The sequence below is a fragment of the Streptomyces xanthii genome (assembly GCF_014621695.1).
GTDB lineage: Bacteria > Actinomycetota > Actinomycetes > Streptomycetales > Streptomycetaceae > Streptomyces > Streptomyces xanthii.
In genome coordinates, this window is the sequence record NZ_CP061282.1 from 243330 (window position 1) to 265181 (window position 21852).

At 75.5% G+C, this 21852-nt stretch carries 3 protein-coding genes (1 of these 3 cut by a window edge); all 3 read right to left on the reverse strand.

Going from position 1 to position 21852, the window contains the following annotated elements; all coding sequences use genetic code 11:
* Window positions 1–7459, reverse strand: the beginning of a protein-coding gene (locus IAG42_RS36655; protein ID WP_188341936.1) for an SDR family NAD(P)-dependent oxidoreductase. The gene continues 14753 nt to the left of window position 1, outside the view; 7459 of the gene's 22212 nt are visible here — the first part of the coding sequence; it begins with the start codon at window positions 7457–7459; the stop codon falls past the left edge of the window.
* Window positions 7456–20790: a non-ribosomal peptide synthetase gene (locus IAG42_RS38260; protein ID WP_223206495.1), complete on the reverse strand. Its 13335-nt coding sequence runs from the start codon at window positions 20788–20790 to the stop codon at window positions 7456–7458. Before IAG42_RS38260 ends, IAG42_RS36655 begins: the two co-directional genes overlap by 4 nt.
* A gap of 200 nt (window positions 20791–20990) precedes the next feature.
* A complete protein-coding gene (locus tag IAG42_RS36670; RefSeq protein WP_188341937.1) occupies window positions 20991–21806 on the reverse strand; it encodes a DUF6039 family protein in 816 nt (271 codons plus the stop codon).
* Window positions 21807–21852 lie beyond the last annotated feature (46 nt).

Genomic DNA, 21852 nt, shown 5'->3' on the forward strand with positions numbered 1-21852 from the left:
CCGCGGGGACCTCGCGGGGACAGCGCGCGGCGATCTTGTCGAGGTCGAGCGTCTCGGGCGCGGGGGCGGCGCCGCCCACCGAGGCCGAACCCCGGGAGCACACCGCCGCGTCGGCGCCCGCGGTGAGCACGAAGCGGTATCCGTCGCCGTCCTCGGTGAGGGTCAGGGCCAGGTTCCCGGCGGCCTCGGCGTCGATCAGCCGCAGCCACTGCACCCCGTGCAGCCGCACCGGACCCGCCGGAGCGAGCTGCCGGGCGGCCGTCACGGCCAGGTCGAGTCCCGCCGCGCCGGGCAGCACCGGCCGGTCCCCGATCCGGTGGTCGTCGAGCACCCAGTGCGCGGCGGGCACGGACACGGGGAAGCGGGCCCCGCCCGCGTCGCCGGGAGCGCCCGAGGGCGCGCCGAGCAGCGGGTGCGGACCGGCCTCGGCCCGGTGCTCCCCCTTCGGGGCGGCGGCGGGCTCCGGCGAGGTGATCCAGTGCCGGTCACCGGCGAACGGATAGGTGGGCAGCGGCACCCGCCGCGGCCGGGCCCCGTGGGGCAGCGTCCGCCAGTCGAGGTCCGCGCCCGCGACATAGGCGGCGGCCAGCCCCTCCAGGGCGGCGACCCGCTCCGTGGCGCTCGCGGAACCGGCGCGCTCGGTCAGCGCGGCCAGAGCCCGCCCGTCCGGCGCCTGGACGGTGTCGCCCGAGGCGGCACGGAAGCAGCCCGGGGCGCTCTCGCGGGACGCCGACTGCCGCAGCTTGCGGCGCAGTTCGGGCAGGTCACGGGCGATCACGGCCGCGCGGACGGGCAGATGGGCGCGCCCGGCGCCGAGCGTGAACGCGATGTCGGCGGGGTCGACCCCGTCCAGGTCCGCGTCGGCGAGCCGCAGCAGCAGCCGGTCCAGGGCCGCCTCGTCACGCGCCGACACCACGAACAGGCGCTCACGGTCCTCCGGGGCGGGGCGGTCCTCGGGCGCGGGCGGCTGCGCGATCACGGCGTGCGCGTTGGTGCCGCTGAACCCGAAGCTGCTGACGGTGGCGACCCGCACCCCGCCGGAGCCCGGCTGCCACGGCTGCCGGTCGCGCACCACGAAGAACGGGCTGGACTCCAGCGCCGTCTTCGGGTTCGGCCGGTCGAAGGAGGGGGCGGGCGGGAGTTCGCCGTGCCGCAGCGCGAGCAGCGTCTTGAGCAGCCCGGCGATGCCGGCCGCCATCGTCGTGTGCCCGATGTTGGCCTTCACGGTGCCGATGCCGCAGTAGCCCTCGCGGTCCGTGGTGCGGCGGAACACCTCGGTCAGCGCCCGCACCTCGATCGGGTCGCCGAGCGCGGTGCCGGTGCCGTGCGCCTCCACGTAGCCGATGTCCTCGGCGACGACGCCGGCCCGCTCGTGCACGTCCGCGACGAGCGCGGCCTGCGACACGGCGCTCGGCGCGGTGATGCCGTTCGTGCGGCCGTCGCCGTTGACGCCGGTCGCCCGGATCACGCCGTGGATGTGGTCCCCGTCGGCCAGCGCCTGGTCGAGGCGCTTGAGCACGACCGCGCCCACGCCCTCACCGAGCACCGTGCCGTCGGCCGACGCGTCGAAGGGCAGACAGCGGCCGCGCGGCGACAGCATGCCGACCTTGCTGGCCCGCACGTGCAGCTGCGGCGTCACCATGAGCGCCACGCCCCCGGCCAGGGCCATCGCGCATTCGCCGCGCCGGATGCTCTCCGCGGCCAGGTGCACCGCCACCAGCGAGGACGAACAGGCCGTGTCCACCGCCATGGTGGGCCCGTCCAGGTTCAGGAAGTAGCCGATGCGGGCGGGCAGCAGCGAGCTGGTGGTGCCGAGGAACGCGTGCCCGGTGTCCGCCCGGCCCGCCTCGGTGAGCAGCGTCGAGTAGTCACCCGGAGCGCAGCCCACGAACACGCCGCAGGAGGTGCGCTCGTCGGCGCCCACCGCGTACCCGGCGTGCTCCAGCGCGGCCCAGGACTGCTCCAGGAACAGCCGCTGCTGCGGATCCATGACCTCCGCCTCGAGCGGCGAGTGGTTGAAGAACGCCGCGTCGAACCGGTCCACCTCGGGCAGCATCGCCGCCCACTTGCTGTACGTGCGGCCCGGCGCGAGACGGTCGGCGTCGAAGACCCGGCCGACGTCCCAGCGGTCCGCGGGCACCTCCGTGAAGCTGTCCCGCCCGGCCGCGATGTTCTCCCAGAAGGCGTCCAGGTCCTCGGCGCCGGGGAAGCGGCCCGACATGCCGATGACGGCGATGTCGTCCGTGGAGACCGGAGCGGCGGGTGCCGCGGGTGCCGCAGGTGCCGAGGGTGTTGCGGGTGCTTGAGGTGCTTGAGTTGCTTCGGGTGTTACGGACGTGAGGGGTGCGGGGCTGCTGCGCCACAGTGTCCTGAGATGGGCGGCGAGCCGGGGCACGGTCGGGTGGTCGAACAGGGCGACCGGGTCGAGCTCGAGGCCGAACCGCGCGCCGAGTTGCTCCACGATCTCCACGGCGCCGACCGAGTCCACGCCCATCTCGCTGAACGACAGCCGCTGGTCGACCTCGTCCCGCGCCAGGTAGAGACGCGCGCCGACGGCGTCCACGACGGCCGACACCGCCTCGTCCGCGTCGAGTTCGGGCCGTGCGACGGGGGCTGCCGGCGCGACCGGGGCGACCGGCGTGGCTCCCGGAGCGGCAGGGGCCGCGGCATCAGTGCTCGCCGCGCCCCGGTCCTCGCGGTCCTGCCGGCCCTCCTGGGCGTTCTTCCAGTCACCGATCCAGTACGAGCGCTCGTCGAGCGGGTGTGCGGGCAGCGGCACCCGGCGCGGCCGGGGACCGTCGGCGCGGCAGTCGTCCCACGCCACCGTGCCGCCGTCCGCCCAGGCGCGGGCCAGCTCGGAGAGCCGGCCGGCGCGGAACAGCTCGGCGGCATCGCGCACGGGCGCGGGCTCCGCGTCCAGCGCGACCCGCCCCGTGAACACGCCCGCGCCCGTCTCGGCGCCGTCCAGGAACCGGCGCAGTTCCCGGCGCAGGGCGTCCGCGTCGTCGCAGACCACGGCGAGCCGGGCCGCCAGCGGGGCGCGCCCCACCCGCAGGGTGTGCGCGATGTCGGCGAGCGGCACCGCGTGCGCACCGCCTGCCGAGGCCGCCGATTCGGCGAGCTCGGCGACGGACGTCTGCGCGGACGGCGGCCCGGCGGGCAGCAGGCCCTCGGTCCGGCGGCCCAGTTCGGCCAGGGCCAGCAGGTCCAGACCCAGATCGGCCAGGCTCTCGTGCACGTCGACGGCGTCGGCCGGCACGTCGAGCAGCGCGGCCACCTCACGCGTGAGGCGGTCCCGCACCCCCTCGTCCGCACCGTCGGCCGGGCCCGACAGCCCGTCCAGGTGGCGCAGTTGACGGCGCACGACCTCGCGCAGCGTCTCCTCGTCCCTCGCGGAGAAGACGAGCAGCTGCGGTCCGGTCACGGGGGTGGCGGCGGCCGCCGGAGCGCTCTCCAGCAGCACGTGGGCGTTGGACCCGCCCGCGCCGAACGCGCTCACCCCGGCCCGCAGCACCTCGGCGCCCGGCGGCGGGGTCCACGGCTGCCGGGCGCGCTGCACAGCGAAGGGCGAGGAGGAGAAGTCGATGTGCGGGTTGGGCTGTTCACTGTGCAGCGAGGGCACCAGCTCGCGGTGCCGCATCTGGAGCAGGACCTTGGTGACGGCGGCGATGCCGGCCGCGCTCTCCAGATGCCCGATGTTCGACTTCACCGAGCCCACGGCGCAACTGCCCGCGGGCAGACCGGAATCGGCGAACGCCCGGCGCAGCCCCTCGACCTCGATCGGGTCGCCGAGCGCGGTGCCGGTCCCGTGCGCCTCGATGTAGCCGACGCTGCCGGGGTCCACCTCGGAGCGTTCCAGGGCGTCGGCGATCAGCTCCGCCTGAGCGGTCGGGCTCGGCACCGTGAAACCGCTGGTGCGGCCCGAGTGGTTGAGGAACGAGCCCTTGATCACGCCGTGGACGTGGTCGCCGTCGGCGAGCGCCGCCGACAGCGGCTTGAGCAGGACCGCGCCGACGCCCTCGCCGGGCACGTAGCCGTCGCCGTCCGCCCCGAAGGCGCGGCAGCGCCCGTCGCTCGACAGGAAGCGTCCCTCGGCGAGCTGGAGGTACTTCTGCGGGTGCGCCGCCACGTTCACACCGCCCGCGATCGCCATCGCGCACTCGCCGCGCCGGATGCTCTCGGCGGCCAGGTGCAGCGAGGTCAGCGACGACGAACAGGCCGTGTCCACGGCCATGCTGGGCCCGGACAGGTCAAGGCAGTACGAGAGCCGGTTGGCGACCGAGCAGTGCAGGGCGGTCGGGGCGACCGCGTCGGCGCCGCCGTCGGTGCACAGCTGGTAGTGGCTCCACATGACACCGGCGAACACGCCGACCCGGGTGCGGGCCAGTTCCTCGGGCCGGTACCCGGCGTTCTCCACGGCCTGCCGGCCCACTGTCAGGAACAGCCGTTCCTGCGGGTCCATCAGCTCCGCCTCGCGCCGCGAGATCCCGAACGACGCGGCGTCGAAACGGTCGACGCCGTCGAGGAAGCCGCCCCAGCGGCCGTACGTGCGCCCGGGCGCCCCGCGCTCAGGGTCGAAGTAGGCGGCGTGGTCCCAGCGCTCCGCCGGCACCTCGGTGACGCAGTCCCGGCCCTCGGCCAGATTGCGCCAGAACTCCTCCAGGTCCGCGGCCTGCGGATAGCGGCCGGCGATCCCGATGACGGCGATGTCCTCACTGTGCCCGTCGGCCACGGGCGCGCCCGACGGAGCGGTCGCGGAGCGCGGGGCGGGCAGCAGACCGGCGATGCGCTCCTGGTCGCCGTAGGTGACGACCGCGCGCGGCGCCCGCCCGGACAGCAGCCCGAACAGCGCGTCCACGCCCAGGTCCGTGGGCAGGGCGTGCAGCCCGGTGTCCCGGGCGGAGCGGCGCCGTACCTCCTCGGAGACCCGCATGCCGCCGTCGGCCCACAGCGGCCAGCCGATCGCGACGGTGGTGCCGGAGCGGTCGCTGCGGGCGGCCCGCTGCTCGGCGAAGTGCTCCATGAACGCGTTGCCGTACGCGTAGTCGGCCTGCCCCGGGTTGGCGACGGACGCCGACACCGAGGAGAACAGCGCGAAGAACTCCAGGTCGTCGCCGGCGGTCGCCTCGTCCAGGTGCACGGTCCCCGTCACCTTGGCGGCCAGCACGGCCGCGGAGCGCTCGGGGGCCTTGCGGAAGAACAGACCGTCGTCGACGCTGCCCGCGCAGTGCAGGACGCCGTCGAGACGGCCGTACGTCTCGCGCGCGCAGGCCACGGCGGCCAGCACGTCGTCGGCGTGCGCGACGTCGCCGCGCACGTACGTGACCTCGGCGCCGCGACGGCGCCACCCGGCGATCCGCTCGGTCAGCTCGTCGCCCGGCTCGCTGCGGCCCGTCAGGACGAACCGCGCCGGGCCCCGCTCCACCATCCGGTCCACGACCAGCGCGGCCAGACCGCCGCCGCCACCGGTGACCAGATAGACGCCGTTCGCGCGCCCGGCGCCGGCGGTCGCGGGCAGCGTCAGGAGCTCGTGGCGCACCACCGCGCGGGCGCCGCCGGTGCGGCGCACCTCGTGCTCGGCCGACGGGTCGCCGCACTCGGCGGCGACGAGGCCGGCCAGCTCCGCGGGGCTCCCCGCGTCGTGGCCGACCGCACGGCAGCGCAGCATGGGCGCCTCGGCGGAGAAGGTGCGGGCCAGGGCGCCCAGCGCCGCCTCCTGCGGCCGGGGCCCGGCCGCGTCGTGCGCGTGCAGGAACAGGACGGAGACCGGCCGCGTCGGGCGGGTGCCGGTGACGGCCACGGCCAGCGCCCAGCTCTCCCGGTACGCGTCCGGGACCGTGCCGGGCCCGTCGGCGCGGCCCGGGCGGGCGCAGCGCACGTACGCGGCGGGGGAGACGCCGTCGGTCGCCAGCGCCGTCGTCAGGGCGGTCAGCTGGTCGGGGACGGCGGGGTCGAGACGGTAGTGATCGGCGGCGATCCGCTGGAAGACGGAGGCACGTTCGGCCCGCACCACGCGGGCCGGTGAGACGGCGTCGCGCAGCGCGGCGGCGGTCGCCGCGTCGGCTCCGACGAGCACGATCGCGCCCGGACCGTCCGCGTCCGGCGCGGACGGGGCCTCGACCGGCAGCGGCGTCCACACCGGCCGGCGCACCGCCAACGCGGGGGCCACCTCGGCGACCTCCGCGGCCTCCGTGACACCGGCGGCCTCGACGGCGCCGGTCTTCTCCTGTGCCGAGACGGTCTCGCGCACGGGCGCGCTGCGCACCTGCGCCCCGAACTCGGCGTACAGGTGGGCGGCGAGCGAGTCGATGTCGGAGAACTCGAACAGCAGCGTCGGGTACAGCGGCGCGCAGACGTACTCCTCCAGGCGGCGGCTGATGTCCAGCATGTGCCCGGAGTCGAGGCCCAGGTCGTAGAAGCCGGTGTCGGTGCGTATCTCCCCGGCGGGCCGGCCGAGGAGTTCGCCGGCGAGCGCGCGCAGGTGGGCGCGCACGGCGTCCGCGCCGCCCGCCCCGCCGCCGCCGTTCCCGGCCCCGGGGCCGGGAACGGCGGCGGCGGGGGCCGGGTCGGGCCCGGTCGTGGCCGGGGCCTCGATGAGGCGGGTGATCAGCTCGGGGTTGCGGATGCGCTTGCAGGTCAGCTTGGTGAACGAGGCGAGGAAGCGGCCCTCGCCGTCGTACAGCAGGCAGTCGTTGTGCATGATGTCGCCCGACTGCGCGTACGTCTCGGCCCGCGGCATGTACGCGTAGGCGACGCCGGTGAGGGGGCGCGGCGCCCGGAACGACTCGATGAACACGGGGATGAACGGGTCCTGGTCCGGCGGCGGGACCTGGGCGAACGCGGCGATCGTGGAACAGTCCATCTTCGCCGGGTGCAGATGGAAGTGGCCGTCGAGGGCCGCGGCCTCCTCGTCCAGGCCCAGCTCGGCCAGGAGCTCGCCGTCGCCGTGGTAGAGCCGGCCGAAGCAGCGCATCGCCGAGCCGTGCCGGATCTCCTCGGCGCGGCACCGCGCGTACATGTCGTCGAGATCGCTCACCCGGCGGGCCGTCGTGCGCAGCCGGTCCAGGTCGATCGGTCCGGGCTCGGGCCGGTCGAGCAGCACGAGTTCGCCCCGGAAGTTCTCCCGGTACTCCGAGACCGCCGCGCCGTTCTCGCGACGGCGGCTCTCGGCCGTGATCCAGCGGCTGCCGTCCGTGGACGTGGACACCGTGACGCGGATGTCACGGTCACTGCCCTCGGTGGTGGCGATCGCCTCGTGGAACAGGACGTTGCGCAGCTCGGCCCGCGCCGTGTCGAAGCCCCGGTCGCGCAGGATGCGGAAGACGATGTCGAGGAAGGTCACCCCGGGCATGACGGACACGCCGTGCACCCGGTGGTTCTGCATGATGAAGTCGCTGTGCTCCAGCACGAGATGGCACACCAGCTCCTGGCCCGGCTGGGGCGTGGAGGACTCGTTCACCACTTCCGTCCTTCCTGCGACGCCGCGGAGTCGGCGCCGGTCGGGGTGAGGGGGGCACGACCGGGAGCGGTCGCGGGCTCCTCGAAGGTCAGGCCGAGGATGGAGGCGCCCGGGGTGGGGCGCGGGGAGGCCGGCGGGGGTGCCGTCGGCGGGGCGGGCGGCGACGGTGCGGCCGCGGACGTCACCGGCCGTGCCGTCCCCGGGACCTTCTCCGGGGCCTCCAGCCACAGCCGGCGGCGGCGGTAGACCGGCGCGGGCAGGGCCGGGCGCGGCCGGTGCGCGGCGGCCAGGGCCGGGTCGAGCTGGCTGACGACGGCGTGGGCGTTGGTGCCGCCGAGCCCGAAGGCGCTCACCCCGCCGACCCGCACCCGGCCCGGCTCCGCCGTCCACGCGTGGGCGGCACGGCTCAGGGCGAACGGGGAGGACGCGAAGTCGAAGCGGGGGTTGGGGCGTTCGCAGAACAGCGTCGGAGCGATCCGCCCGTCCCGCACGGCGAGCACCGTCTTGAGGAGCCCCGCCATGCCCGCCGCGCTCAGCAGGTGCCCGACGTTCGTCTTGACGCTGCCGATCGCGCAGAAGCCGGTGCGCGCGGTGTCCTCGCGGAACACCTCGGTCAGGGCCCGCAGCTCGATCGGGTCGCCGATCATCGTGCCCGTGCCGTGGGCCTCGATCAGACCCACCTCGTCGGGGCGCCGGCCGGCCGCCGCGAGGGCCCGGCGCACGACCTTGGCCTGCGCCGCCGGGTTCGGCGTGGTCAGGCCCATGGTGCGGCCGTCGTTGTTCACCGCGACCGCGTCGATCACGGCGTGCACCCGGTCGCCGTCGGCGAGCGCCCGCTCCAGCGGCTTGAGCAGGACGACGCCACAGCCCTCGCCCGGTACGAAGCCGTCGGCGCTCTCGTCGAAAGTGGCGCACCGCCCGTGCCGGGACAGCGCCTTGGCCGCGCTGAAGTCGAGGTAGGGCTCCTCGTCCAGGAGGATGTCGACGCCGCCGGCCAGCGCCAGCTCCGACTCCCCGTCCAGCAGGCTCCGGCAGGCCAGTTGCAGGGCCACCAGGGACGACGAACAGGCGCTGTCCACCACGAGGTTGGGGCCGTGCAGGTCGAAGTGGTGGGCGACCCGCGCGGCGATGAAGTTCTGGTCGGAGCCCATGCCCACGGCGCCGCGCCGCTCGCCGACCCGGCGGCCGTACTGCGAGAGGCGGGCCCCGGCGAAGACGCCCACGTCCCGGCCCGCGAGCTCCCGCGGCTCGTACCCGGCGTCCGCCAGACAGTCGGCGGAGCCCTCCAGGAACAGGCGTACCGCCGGGTCGAGGCAGCGCGCCTCGTCCTCGCCCATGCCGAAGGCCTCGGCGTCGAAGTCCTCGATGCCGTCCAGGAAGCCGCCCCACTTGCTGATGCTGCTGCCCGGCTCCGGCTCGGCCCGGTAGAGCGAGCCGGTGTCCCAGCGCGACGCCGGGACCTCGGTCACCGAGCACACCCCGTCCAGCAGGTTGCGCTGGAACGCGGCGGCGTCCTGGGCCCCGGGGAACCGGCAGGCGAGGCCGACGATCGCGACCTTCCCGGCCGTGTCCGCGACGGGCGCGCCCGGCACCGCCGGCGCGGGGGCCGGAGCCGTGACCGGCTGTTCGGGTGCGGCGGGCGGACCGGCCGGCACGCCGAGGGACAGCAGATGACGGCCCAGGCGATCGAGCGTGGGGTGGTCGAGCAGGATCGCCGGGTCCAGGCTCAGGCCCGTCCGCTCCTCCAGCCGCAGCAGGATCTCCCCGAGCAGGACGGACTCCACGCCCAGGTCGCCCAGGAGCGCCGTCGGGTCGAGGGCGTCCTCGGGGATCGCGAGGAGTTCGCTGAACACCGCGGCCAGCCAGGGCGGTCCGGCGACGGGTTGCGCCATGAGGGACTCCTCGGGGACGGGCGGCGGGGGCTGGACGGCCCCGGCCGGTGACGGTTCGGGTTCGGGTACGGGACCGGACACGGTGGCCGGATCCGTGCCGGCGCCCGCGTCGGCGCCGTCACGGGAGCCGAGCAGCAGCGCCGGATCGGCGGGTACGCCGGCGAGCGGCGGGCACACCGCCACCCGGGCCGGCAGCCCGGCGGGCAGGGCCAGCACCCGTTCCAGGGCGCGCAGTCCCTCCTCGTCGCCGAGCGGCCCCACGCCCACGGGCGCGCAGCCGTCGGGCCGGTCCGTGCCCATCCCGGACTCGCTCCAGGTGGGCCAGGCGACGGAGCGGAACCCCGGGCGGCCGGAGCGCGCCCGGTGGTCGGCGTAGCAGTCGAGGAAGGCGTTGGCGGCGGCGTAGTCGAGGACGCCGGCGGCGAGCCCCGGCGCGAGGGCCGACAGCGAGGAGAACAGCACGAAGAAGTCCGGGCGGTCGTCCGCGCACAGCTCGTCCAGGACCTCCAGGCCGGTCGTCTTCGGCTCCAGCACGGGCGCGAAGTCGGCGAGGTCCTTGCCGATGAACGACGGCCGGCCCACGGGAGCGCGGCCCGCGCAGTGCACGACGCCGCCGACGGGACCCAGCCGCTCGCGCACCTGGCGCAGGAAGGCGTCGGTGCGCTCCCGCTCGCTCAGCGGGCCGGAGTGCACCAGCACCTGGGCGCCCAGGGACTCCAGTTCGCCGACCAGCGCCGCCGTCTCGGCCTCGGGCGTGCCCCGGTCGAGGAGCGGCCACCGGTCGCGGGGCGGCAGCGGGCGGGCGCCGGTGAGGGCGATCCGCCGGGCGCCGCGCCGGACGAGGAGCCGGGCCACGCGGGCGCCGATGCCGCGGGTGCCGCCGGTGACGAGGTAGGTGCGGTACGGGTCGGGGCGCAGCGGCCGGTCCCCGTCGTCGGGCAGGACCACCAGGTCGGCGCGGTGCCGCACTCCGGCCCGTACGGAGACCTCGCGCGGGCCGTGCGCGGCGGCGTACTCGGCCACGATGTGCCCGGCCGCAGCCTGCGGCCCGCAGGCCTCCAGGTCCAGGTCGAGCACGGTGCCGGTGACCCGCCGGTACTCGGCGTCGAGCATCCGCACGAAGCCCGCCATCCGGGCGCCGGCGAGCGACGGGGTGCCGCCCGACGGGGCGTGCAGTCCCTCGGTCACGTGCAGCACGCGGCAGCCGCGGCCGCGCAGGGCCCGTACGGTGCGGCGCAGCAGCACGAGCCGCGCGGTCCACACGTTCGCGGGTTCGGCGCCGGTGCGGCCGAGGTCGGTGAGGTCGACGATCCCGTCCACGGCGCCGGGGCCGTCCGCCCGCAGGTCCTCGGCGAACGCGGCGGCCGTGGCCTCGTCGCCGATGGCGGGCACGCCGTCACCGGCGTCGGCGCCGGCGCGGACGAGCGTGACCCGGTCCGGGCCGAGGCGGGCGAGCAGCGCGCGGGCCACGGGCTCGCCGGGTGCGGCGAACACGCAGACGACGCGCCCCTCGATGTCCTGCGCCGGTGCGAGCGCCGGGGCGGTCCGCCAGGTGCGGCCGAACAGGGCCGTCCCCGAAGGGCTCGGCGCGGGCGCGGCACTCTGCACCCCGGGCTCGGCGACAGGGGCGGACACGGGTGCGGGTTCGGGGAGCCAGTGCCGGCCGCCGGCGAACGGGTAGGAGGGCAGCGCCACCGGGCGGCGCCGCACGGAGTGCAGTCCGGCCCAGTCGACCGCGCCGCCCGCGGCCCAGTGCCGTGCCAGGCGCAGCAGTTCCGCCTCCCGGTCCGCCGCCGGGTCGAGACCGGACAGCGGGCCCTCGGGAAGGTCGCCGCCGGGAGTGCGGGCGTGCACGCAGCCCGTCGTGTCGCCGGAGACGAACCGGTCCAGGGCGCGGCGCAGCTCCGGCACGTCGTGCGCGACCAGCGCCAGCCGCTCGCGCAGCGGTTCGCGCCCGCACTGCAGGGTGTACGCGATGTCGGCCAGGCCGGACGCGTCGCCGGTGGCGTCGCCGGACCGGTCGCCGAGCCGTTCGCTCAGCCGGGCCGCCATCGCCCGCAGCCGGTCCTCGTCGAAGGCCGACAGCACGATCAGCTGGGCCGTGCCCGCGTCCGTGTCCGCGTGGGTGTCCGTGACGGCGGGGGAGGGGACGTACTCCTCCACGACGACATGGGCGTTGGCCCCGCCCGCTCCGAAGGCGCTCAGGCCCGCGCGGCGCGGCAGTCCGGTCCCGTCCGGTCCGGTGAGCGCCTCCCACGGCCGGCTCTCACGGACCAGTTCGAAGGGCGAACCGGCCCAGTCCACGGCCGGGTTGAGCTGCTCGGCGTGCAGCGACGGCACGAGGGTGCGGTGCCGCAGCTGGAGGATCACCTTGGTCAGTCCGGCGATCCCCGCGGCCGCTTCCGCGTGCCCGATGTTGGACTTCACCGAGCCGATGGCCCGGCGCTGCCGAGCGGCCTCCGTCGCCGCTTCCGCGAACGCCCGGTTCAGGCCGTTGATCTCCACCGGGTCGCCCAGCCGGGTGCCGGTGCCGTGCGCCTCCAGGTAGCCGATGGTGGCGGGGTCGGCGCCCGCGCGGCGCAGCGCCGCGCGGACCAGATCGCCCTGGGCGACCGGGTTGGGCACCATGTAGCCGTTGGTCTTGCCGCCGTGGTTGACGGCCGTGCCCCGGATGACGGCGTGGATGCGGTCCCCGTCGGCCTCGGCCGCCGACAGCGGCTTGAGCAGCACGGCACCGACCGCTTCGGCGGGGACGAAGCCGTCGCCGCCGGCGCCGAAGCTGCGGCAGCGGTGGTCGCTGGAGGCCATCTTCAGCCGGTCCTGCTGGCGGAACTTGTGCGGATGCAGCGACAGGTTGACCCCGCCCGCGAGCGCGGCCGCGCACTCGCCGCGGCGCAGGCTCTCCACCGCCAGGTGCAGCGCCGTCAGCGACGACGAGCACATGGTGTCCACGGCCAGGCTCGGGCCGTGCAGATCCAGGAAGTACGAGACCCGGTTGGCGATGCCGGCGACCGCGGACCCGGTGTCGGCGCTCTCCCCGGTCAGTGACCGCTCGACGCCGAAGAACGGGTACTCGTTGTACATCGTGCCGACGAACACGCCCACCCGGGAGCCGAGTTGCTCGCGGATCCGGGCCCGGGTGCAGCCGGCGTCCTCCAGCGTCTCCCAGACGACCTCGAGGAACTGGCGCTCCTGGGGGTCCATGAGCTGGGCGTCGCGCGGGGTGATGCCGAAGAACAGGCTGTCGAAGCGGTCCACGCCGTCGAGGAAGCCGCCCCACATCCGGTCGACGGGCCAGCCCTCGCGGGCCCGTTCGGCGGGCAGCGGTCCGATGCTGTCGACCCCGCCCGCCAGGTTGTTCCAGAACGTGTCCAGGTCCCGGGCGCCCGGGTAGCGGCCCGCGATCCCGACGACCGCGATCGGCTCCGCCCCGGCCTCCGGGCCGGAGCGCCGCTCTGTTCGCGTCACTGATTGCGGAGCTGACTGCTGCATCGGTTGCGGGATTGTTTGTGGAGTTGTTTGCGGGCTTGTTTGCGACTCGGTGTGCGGAGCCGGAGCGTTCCCGGCGGACTGCTGCCCCGACCAGGGCCCTTCGTGGTGCGCCGCGAGGTGTTCGGCCACCCCGGCGAGGTCGGCGTACTCGAACAGGACCGTGCTGGACACGCCCTGGACGTCCCGCCGCACCCGCTCGTTGAACCGGGCCACCAGCCGGGAGCTGAGCCCGTAGTGCTCCAGCGGGACCCGTGCGTGCAGCTGGTCGGCGGCGATACCGCTCGCGTCGGCGAAGCACTCGATGACGTACTGCCGCACGTGGTCCCGGTCCTGTCCGTCCCGCGGGTCCACGGGCGCGGTGACCGGCGCGGGCACCGGCTGCGGGGCAGCGGGCTCCGGGGCAGCGGGCTCGGTCCGGGGCTGCCGGGCGGCGGGGACCGCGACCGGGTGCGGTACCGGTGCGAAGACATGGACGGGCAGCGGGACACGGCGGGCCGGCGCCGGCCACAGCCGGGCGAAGTCCACCCGGTGGCCGCGCAGCCAGTCGTTCACGGCCTGCCGCACGTCGTCCGCCCGCGCCGGCGCCTCGGCGAGCGCCGGGTCGCCGACGCCCGAGGCCAGGCCCGAGTACGGGCGGCCGTCGAGGAACGCGGTGAGCCCGGCCCGGACCCCCTCGGTGCTGTCGGCGCTCAGCGCCAGGCGGTGGGTGAGGGAGGCCCGGCCGGTCTGCAGCGTCCAGGCCACGTCGTCGAGCCGGGCGGTGCGGCCCGCGCCCGCCAGGTGCTCGCGCAGCCGCCCGGCCGCCACCCGCAGACCGTCGGCCGAACCGGCCGACAGGACCACGGTGTGCGGGGTCCGCCCGGTGTCGTCCGCCGTCGTTCCGGCGTGCTCGTCCGCGTCCGGCGCCGTGGTGTCGTGCCCGGGGGCGCGCAGCACCACATGGCCGTACGAGCCGGTCGCGCCGACCGCGTTGATCAGCAGCGTGGCCCGGCCATCGGCCGCGCGCGGCCGCAACGGGCGCGGGGTGTCGGCCAGTTCGACCGGCAGGGCGTCCCAGTCCACGAGCGGGCTCAGTTCGGCGGCCACCCGGGTCGGCGCGATCTGTCCGTGCCGCAGCTGCAGCAGCGACTTGATCAGCTGCGAGATGCCGGAAGCGGCTTCCAGATGGCCGATGTTGGGCTTCAGCGTGCCGACCGGCACCGGGGCGGTGCCCGTGCACCGGGCGAGCACGGAGCCGAGCGCCTCCAGCTCCGCCGCGTCGGCGATGCCCGCGCCGGCCGCGGCGCACTCCACGTAGTCGACGTCGTCGGGGATCACCGAGGCGTCCGCGAGGGCGCGGGCCAGGGAGTCCGCGAGGGCCTCGGTGTGCGGGGCGCCGTAGCGCGGTGCGCGGCCCGCGTGGCCGACCCGGGTGCCCTCGATGACGCCGTGCACGGTGTCCCGGGCCCGGCGGGCCGCGCCGGCCGGGCGCAGCAGCACGACGCCGACGCCCTCGCCCGGGTGCCAGCCGCTGCCCTCGGCCGCGAACGCGGCGGGCGAGGCGTCGGCGGAGAGCAGTTCGAGACCGTCGAGCAGCCCCCAGTGGTAGGGGTGGGCCAGCAGGTTCACGGCGCCGACGACGGCCGCGCCGCACTCGCCGCGGCGCAGGCTCTCCACGGCCAGGTGGAGTGCGGCGAACGACGAGGAGCAGGAGGTGTCGACGGCGAGGCTGGGGCCGCGGAAGTCGAAGAAGTGCGAGATCCGGTTGGCGATGTCGGAGCCGGCCGCGGCGATCTGCGCGCTGTCGCCCGCCTGCCACCGGTCGGCGCCCTGCTGTCGGTGGTCGTGCCACATGGCGCCCATGAACACGCCCACGCGCCCCGCCGACGTGCGCAGCGACTCCGCCGTGTGCCCGGCGTCGTCGAGACACTGCCAGACCGTCTCCAGCATCAGGCGTGCCTGCGGGTCCACGTCCGGTGCCTCCTGCGGCGACACGTGGAAGTGCAGGCTGTCGAACCGGTCGATGTGCGGCAGGAACCCGCCGACCGCCCGGGCTCCCTCGGGAGCGGCCTCGGGGCGGGTCGGGGGCGCCTCGGCGACGGCGCTGCGGCCCGTGACGAGACCGTCCCAGAAGGTCTCCAGGTCCGGGGCGTCCGGGAAGCGTCCGGCCATGCCGATCACGGCCGTCGGTTCGGTGACGTGCTCGCCGTGTTCGAGGACGGTGACGGGAGCCTCGGCCCCGGCCGGTGCGGCGTGCGTCACCGGCTCGGCCCCTGGCTCGGCCACCGGCTCGGCCGCCGGCCGCACGGGCTCGGCGAAGAACGGCGCGGTGCCGTGCGCGGAGCGGGCGGGGTGCGCGGCCGCGCCGCCCAGGAAGGCCTGAAGGAAGACGTGGCCCTCGTCCAGGCCCAGGTGTTCGCGCAGCTCGTCCGTGTTCAGGGCGCCGATCGGGCACAGGCCCACGCCGTGCGCGGCCTGCCCCAGCATGAGCAGCTCGCCCATGTAGCCGGATTCCAGGGTGAGATAGCGCAGGCTCTCGTCCGCGTACAGCGGCTCGATGCCGTGCCGCTGCCCGAACAGGTAGATCCCGAACCGGGAGCGGTCGAACACCGGCCGGTTGTAGTAGAAGTGCGTCCCGCGGTCCGGCCAGGCACTGGGCCGCAGCAGGCGCAGCGCGTGGCGGGCGGCGTCGTAGTAGTACAGCCCGGCGTCCAGGCCCTCGACGGCGTCCGGCGTCAGGTGCAGGTAGACCTGCACGGAGTAGGTGTCGCCGGCCGACGGGTACAGGGAGCTGGCCCCGTCCGGACCGCCGGCCTGGCGCAGCAGGCCGAGCAGGCGGGCGAACGCGCGGTGCTCCACCGGCCGGTCGAGGAAGTCCCGGCGGCTGGACCGCCAGGCGAACAGCTCGGGCTCGAACTCGGCCTCGGGCAAGGCCACTTCAGGAAGCCCCGGCTCCTCGGGGCGCCGGTTCCAGTGCCGCTTCTTGAACCGCTCGCGCTCCTCGGCCGAGAAGAAGTCCACGGAGTCCGGCGGCACCTCAGAGGCGGCCTGCACCGGCTCGGCCACCGGCTCCGGCTCAGCCACGGGCGCGGGCGCGGGCTCCGGCTCCGGTACGGGCACCGCGACCGGAGCCGCGCCGCCGCCCAGCCGGGAGTGCACCCAGCGGGCGATCGCGTCGACGGTCGGATTGTCCAGGAGAGCCGACACCGGGAAGCGCTCCTCGTACGCCTTCTGCAGGGCGCCCGAGACGCGGACCATCGTGAACGAGGTCGCGCCCTGGTCCCACAGATCGGCATCGGGATCCACCGCACCGGTCCCCAGCGTCTGCGCGAACATGCCGGAGATCCGCTCGCGCAGCTCCTCGATCGTGGGCACGTCCGCGCGCGGGCTCGCGTCCGCCGCGGACCGCGGCGCGGCCGCGGGCGTCTCGGCCGGGGACTCGGACGCGGCACTCGTCTCCGGCGCCGTCAGATGCTCCTTGCCCAGCGGCCAGGGCAGCCCCGCCCGGTCCAGCTTCCCGTTCGCGGTGGCGGGGAACTGGGACAGGAATCCGATGAAGTTCGGCACCATGTACTCGGGCAGCGTCTGCCCCGCGAACGACCGCAGCTCCCGCGCCGACGGCGCCGCCTCGGCCCGCGCCACCACGTACGCCACCAGTGTCCGGTCGCCCGACCCGTCCTCGCGGGGCAGGACCACGGCCTCCTTGACCCCGTCGTGGGCCCGCAGCCGGTGCTCGATCTCGCCCGTCTCGACGCGGAAGCCGCGGATCTTCACCTGGCCGTCCGAACGGCCCTGGAAGCTCAGGTTCCCGTCCGGGTAGTACAGGGCCCGGTCACCGGTCCGGTAGAGCCGCTCCTGCGGATCGTCGTGGAACGGGTCGGGCACGAAGCGGTCCGCGGTCAGCTCGGGCTGGTTCACGTACCCGAGCGCGAGACACTCGCCGCCGATGTACAGATCGCCCTCGACGCCCACCGGGCACGGCCGCATCCGCGCGTCCAGCACGTGGTAGCGGCAGTTGTCGATCGGCCTGCCGTACGGGATGCTGCGCCACGCCGGATCGATCGCGCCGACCCGGAACCAGTTGGACCACACGGTCGCCTCGGTGGCGCCGCCCAGACTGATGATGTCGGCGCGCGGGAACACGGCCCTGACCTCGTCCGGAAGCGACAGCGGCGTGTAGTCGCCGCTGAGGAACACCAGCCGCAGATCGTTCGTGCCGGCGCCGGGGCGCACCGCGTCGAGCAGCGCGCCCACCTGGGCGAGCGTGGTCGGCGCCGAGTTCCAGAAGGTGACCGGTTCCTCGACGAGCACGTCGAGCAGCAGACCCGGATCGCGCTGCTGCTCCGCGTCCGCGATGTACAGCGCGCCGCCCGCGCCGAGCAGCCCGAACACGTCGAACACCGACAGGTCGAAGCCGAGCGAGGTCACGCACAGCCCCATGTCGCCCGGCCCGAACCCGAAGGTCCGCTCACACCAGTTGAGCAGGTTCAGGACCGGCCGGTGGGCGACCGCGACGCCCTTGGGGCGGCCCGTGCTGCCCGAGGTGAAGATGATGTACGCCGTGTTGTGCGGCTGAGCCGCCGGCTCCGGGTTCTCGTCCGCGTCCGCCGGGTGCGGGCCCGCGACGGCGCTGTCCGCGCACACCGACGGGCAGTTCTCGGGCACCGGCCAGCCCTCGCGGTCGGCCGTGACGACGACCGCCTCGGCGTGCGCCTCCTCCAGGATGACCGCCGCACGCTCCGCCGGGAGGTAGGGCTCCATGGGCAGGTAGACGCCACCGGCCTTGAGGATGCCGAGCACCGCCGCGACCATCATCGGACCGCGCGGCACGCTGACCGCCACGACCGTCTCCGGCCCCACGCCCTGTCCGGCCAGCCGGGCCGCGATGCGGTTGGCCCGCCGGTTCAGCTCCCGGTACGTCATCGAGCCGCCGCGCCAGCGCAGGGCCTCCGCCTCGGGCTGCGCGGCCGCGCGCTCCTCGAACGGCCGGTGCATCAACCGCTCGCCGTCGAACGGGAACTCCGTGTCGTTCCACGTGTGCAGGATCTTGTGCAGCTCCGCGCCCACCGGCACTCCGTCCTCGTCCGTGCCGTCCTCCCCGGCTGGCTGGGAGACCGGGGCCGCGGTCTCCCGCCAGGCCCCGTCGTCCTCGGCGAGCCGGGTCACGGCCCGCGCGTACGTCTCGTACAGCTCGTCCAGTCCCTCCCGCGGCGCATGTCCTTGCGCGGTGTCCCAGGACAGCCGCAGCCGGCCCGCGTCGAGCGTCGTGATGCAGTCCAGGAACACGTCCGGGGTGCAGCTCAGCCACGGCCCTTCCCGCACCGCGGCGGGCAGCGGGCGGCCGGTCAGGTCCAGGACGCAGGTGTAGACGACGGGGTAGCCCGCGCCGCCCGAACGAGCCACGGCTCGGCGCAGCTCGGGCAGACCGCTGCCCCCGACCGCCGCGTCCCGCTCCAGCGCGTCCTGGTGGACCCGTGCCCGCTGCGCGAACGGCAGCTCGCGCGGTGGGCACGGCAGCCAGCTCAGCTTCGTGAACTCGCCGGGCCGCCGCGCGTCCAGCGCGTGGTCCCAGCGGACCACCGGCACCGCGAAGTCCGGCCCGAACCGCTCGGCGAGCACATCGGTGAACGCCGTGAGCAGCGCCGCGTCCAGGCCCACACCGTGCCGCTCGCAGCGTTCGGCCAGCGGCCGCAGCGCGAGGGCCGCACCGTCGAGCCGGACCCGGCGCTCGGGCCCCGCCGCGGCGTCCGGCTCCGGCAGCGGCACGCCCGGCGGCAGGTCCCGCAGCACCCGGCTCCAGTGCCCGGCCGCCGCGTCGCCGTCCGTGCCGGCCCGGTCCGCCCCGGTGGCCCGGACGAGGACGGGCTCCGCCGACGGATCGGCGTACAGGCGCATCAGTTCACGGCCCGTCAGATGAATGCTCCGGGCGTCCGCCAGCGTCAGGTCCACCGACAGCAGCACCGTGTCGCCCGCGTCGCCGCGCACGACCCGCACCTCGAACTGCGGATGCCGCCCCAGCGGAAAGGGGCACGCCGCCATCGCCTCGCGCACCGTCTCCGCCGGGACGCCCTCGACGACCGGCACCGCCCAGCGGCGGGGCGCCCGCGCCCGCACCGCCACGGCGCCGTCCTCGGTGACGGCCGAGCGCAGCACCTCGTGCGCCTCCGCCAGCCGCACCACCGCCGACTCGAGCCGCAGCGGGTCCACCCGCTCCTCGGTCTCGTACGACACCACGACCTGGCAGCCGCGCCACGGGCCCGGCTCACCGGCCGCCCGGGGCACGAAGTACGCCTGCTGCAGGTCGTTCAGCGGCCGTTCGGCGACCGGGCCGTCCACCGCGGCCGCCCGCAGTCCGTTGCACAGCGACGCGAACGCGGCGTCCACGACGCCCGGGGCGAAGCACGCGTCCGCCGTGTCCCAGCGCACGTGCAGCGCGCCGTCCTGCTCCCACATCTGATGGTCGAGCCACACCCCGGTGGTCTGGCTGACCGCGTAAACCGGCGCCGCCCCGAAGCCCCGCTCGCGCGGGCGGCCTGCCGTGTCGAGCATGCTCGTGAACACCACGGGCAGCGGCCCGGGCCCTGCGTCGCGGCCGCGCAGGGCCCGCTGCGCGCTCACCCCGCACACCGAGGAGTGCTCCACGGCCTGCCACAGCCCGGCGTGCGTGAGCCGGGCGGCCTCCTCGAACGAGTGCCGTCCCGAGGGCACCGCCTCCACGAACGTGGTCGCCGTGAACGGGCCCACCAGCAGGTCGGCCCCGGAGGGGAGGTGCGGGCGCCGGCTCGTCGTCACGACGAGGGAGTACGGCCGCTGGTCACCGTGCCGGTCCAGGGCCTCGGTGAACACGGTCAGCACCAGCGAGGTCGGCGAGACGCCCAGCGCCTGCGCCCGCTCGCGCAGCGCGTCCCACTCGCCGGGCGCCAGACGCGCGGTGCGGCTGCTGCGGCGCACGCACGACAGCCCCGCGCCCCGCTCCGGCTCGGCGTCGGTGAACAGGCCCGGGGCGCCCGGCAGTTCGCCCAGCCGGCGCACCCAGTGCTCCAGGTCGCGGCGGTGCGCGGCGCCGCCGCGGGCCGCGTCCAGGGCCACGACGCAGTCCCGCACCGACAGCGAGGCCGCCGGTGCGGGAAGAGTGTGCCGCGGGTCGGCGTAACACGCCTCCCACTGCGCGGTCAGCAGGTCCAGGCCCTGCCCGTCGGTGACCATCGCGTCGATGCCGAAGTGGACGCGCCCCGTGCCGTCCGGGCCGAGGGTCACCTCGACGGCGAACGGGGGACAGGCGTCGGCGGGGAACAGGTGGTGGGACATCCGGGCCCGCACGGCGGTGGCGGTCGCGCCGAACGCGGCACGGTCGGCGCTCTCGCGCACCGGCATCTCCCACTCGGGGGCCCGATCGGATATCCGGACGCGGCCGTCGTCGGTGACGACCGACCGCAGCATGTCGTGGTGCTCGACCAGCCGCTGCCACGCGTCCCGCAGCCGGTCCGGGTCCAGTGCCGGGACGTCGAACTCGCGGTACAGGTGGCAGCCCGCCGCGTCCGCCTGCAGCTCCGGCTCCTTGCCGATCAGGTACGACTCCTGCAGCGGGGTCAGCGGGAACGGCTCGTGGCGGGCGCCGGGATCCGCGACGACCTTCGCGCCGACCGCGGCGCCGCCGTCCTCGGCGTCCGCCGCGCCGGCGCCACCGGCCGCGTGCTCGGCGACCCGGCGCGCGTACGCGCCGATCGTGTCCGCCTCCGCGAGCCAGCCGAGCGGCACGTCGGCCGCGCACTCGCCCTGCACCGCGAGCCACAGCCGGGCCGCGGTCATCGAGTCCAGGGCCAGCCGGCCCACCTCGGTGCCGGCGTGCGCGGACGGCTCGCCGGGCCGGGCCTCGGACAGGACCCGGACGACCACGTCCGTGACCCGCGCGGCGAGACCGTCGCCGACCTCGCCCTGCTGCCCCGCCGGGCTGGTTCCAGGCTCCATATCCGCTCCCCCTGGGAAAGACCACGGTTGCTGCGCCGTGACGCACCCTAGGAAGCAGCACACCCGCGGCCCCGCTCAGAAGTGAGCGGTCCCGCGGGCGGCGAACGAAGGGCGAGCGGACGCGGAGCGGTCGGCGAGCGGAGGACCAGTGGCGGACCAGCGCGGGGCGAGCGCGAGGCGAGCGCGGAGCGAGTGTTTCTCTAGCGCAGCGGGGCGAAGGAGACGTCGCCCATGCTCTGCTCCACGAACAGACGGTTCCAGGTGCCGCCGCCCTTCTCCGGCGCGATGATCTCGTCGAGATAGATCGCCCGGGTCGCCTCGTCCATGCGCATGTGCATGTCGATCAGGTCGTAGTAGGCGTCCTCCGACTTCATGTGGATGAGCCAGTGCACCCGGTCCGCGGGCCCGAACGCCTCCTCGTACAGGAACGACGAGGCGATCCCCGGCAGCCGCGTGTTGATCGACTCGGTGATCTTCCGGGCGAACAGCCGCGCCTCGGCCCGGAAGGCGTACTTCGGCTGGGCCACCCGGTGGATCATCCAACCGGCCGTCGACGAGTTGAGGGTCTGCTCCGCGCTCATCGACGTCTGCCGCTGCGCCGGCGGCACCCGCAGGTCCGGAGCCGCCGCGTCGATGACGGTGCCCTCCGGCAGCGCCTCGTCCGTTCCGTACATGCCCCAGTGCTGCGGTATCAGCGCCGTCTCAGAGAACGAGCCGTCCACGAACATGCCCGGCCAGTCGGTGCCCGCGGCCGGGCCCTCGTCGCCGTCGAGCAGCCCGGCCAGCTCCCGGTGCCCGCTGAGCCGCGGCAGGTTGATCAGCCAGTGCAGCCGGTCGCGGGTCCCGAACGTCTCCTCGTGCACGGTGACCGTCGTGCGGCCCGCGAACTTCTCGTTCAGGTAGGCGGCCTGCTCCAGGGCGATCCGGCGCCCCTCGGCCCGGTGGGCCTGCTTGAGCTGCGCGGTGCGCTCGACGACCACACCGGAGTTGGTCGAGTGGAAGGTCAGTGCCGTCATGTTGGCTCCAGGTATGCAGGTGTCAGGGTGATGCGGTGTGACGAGG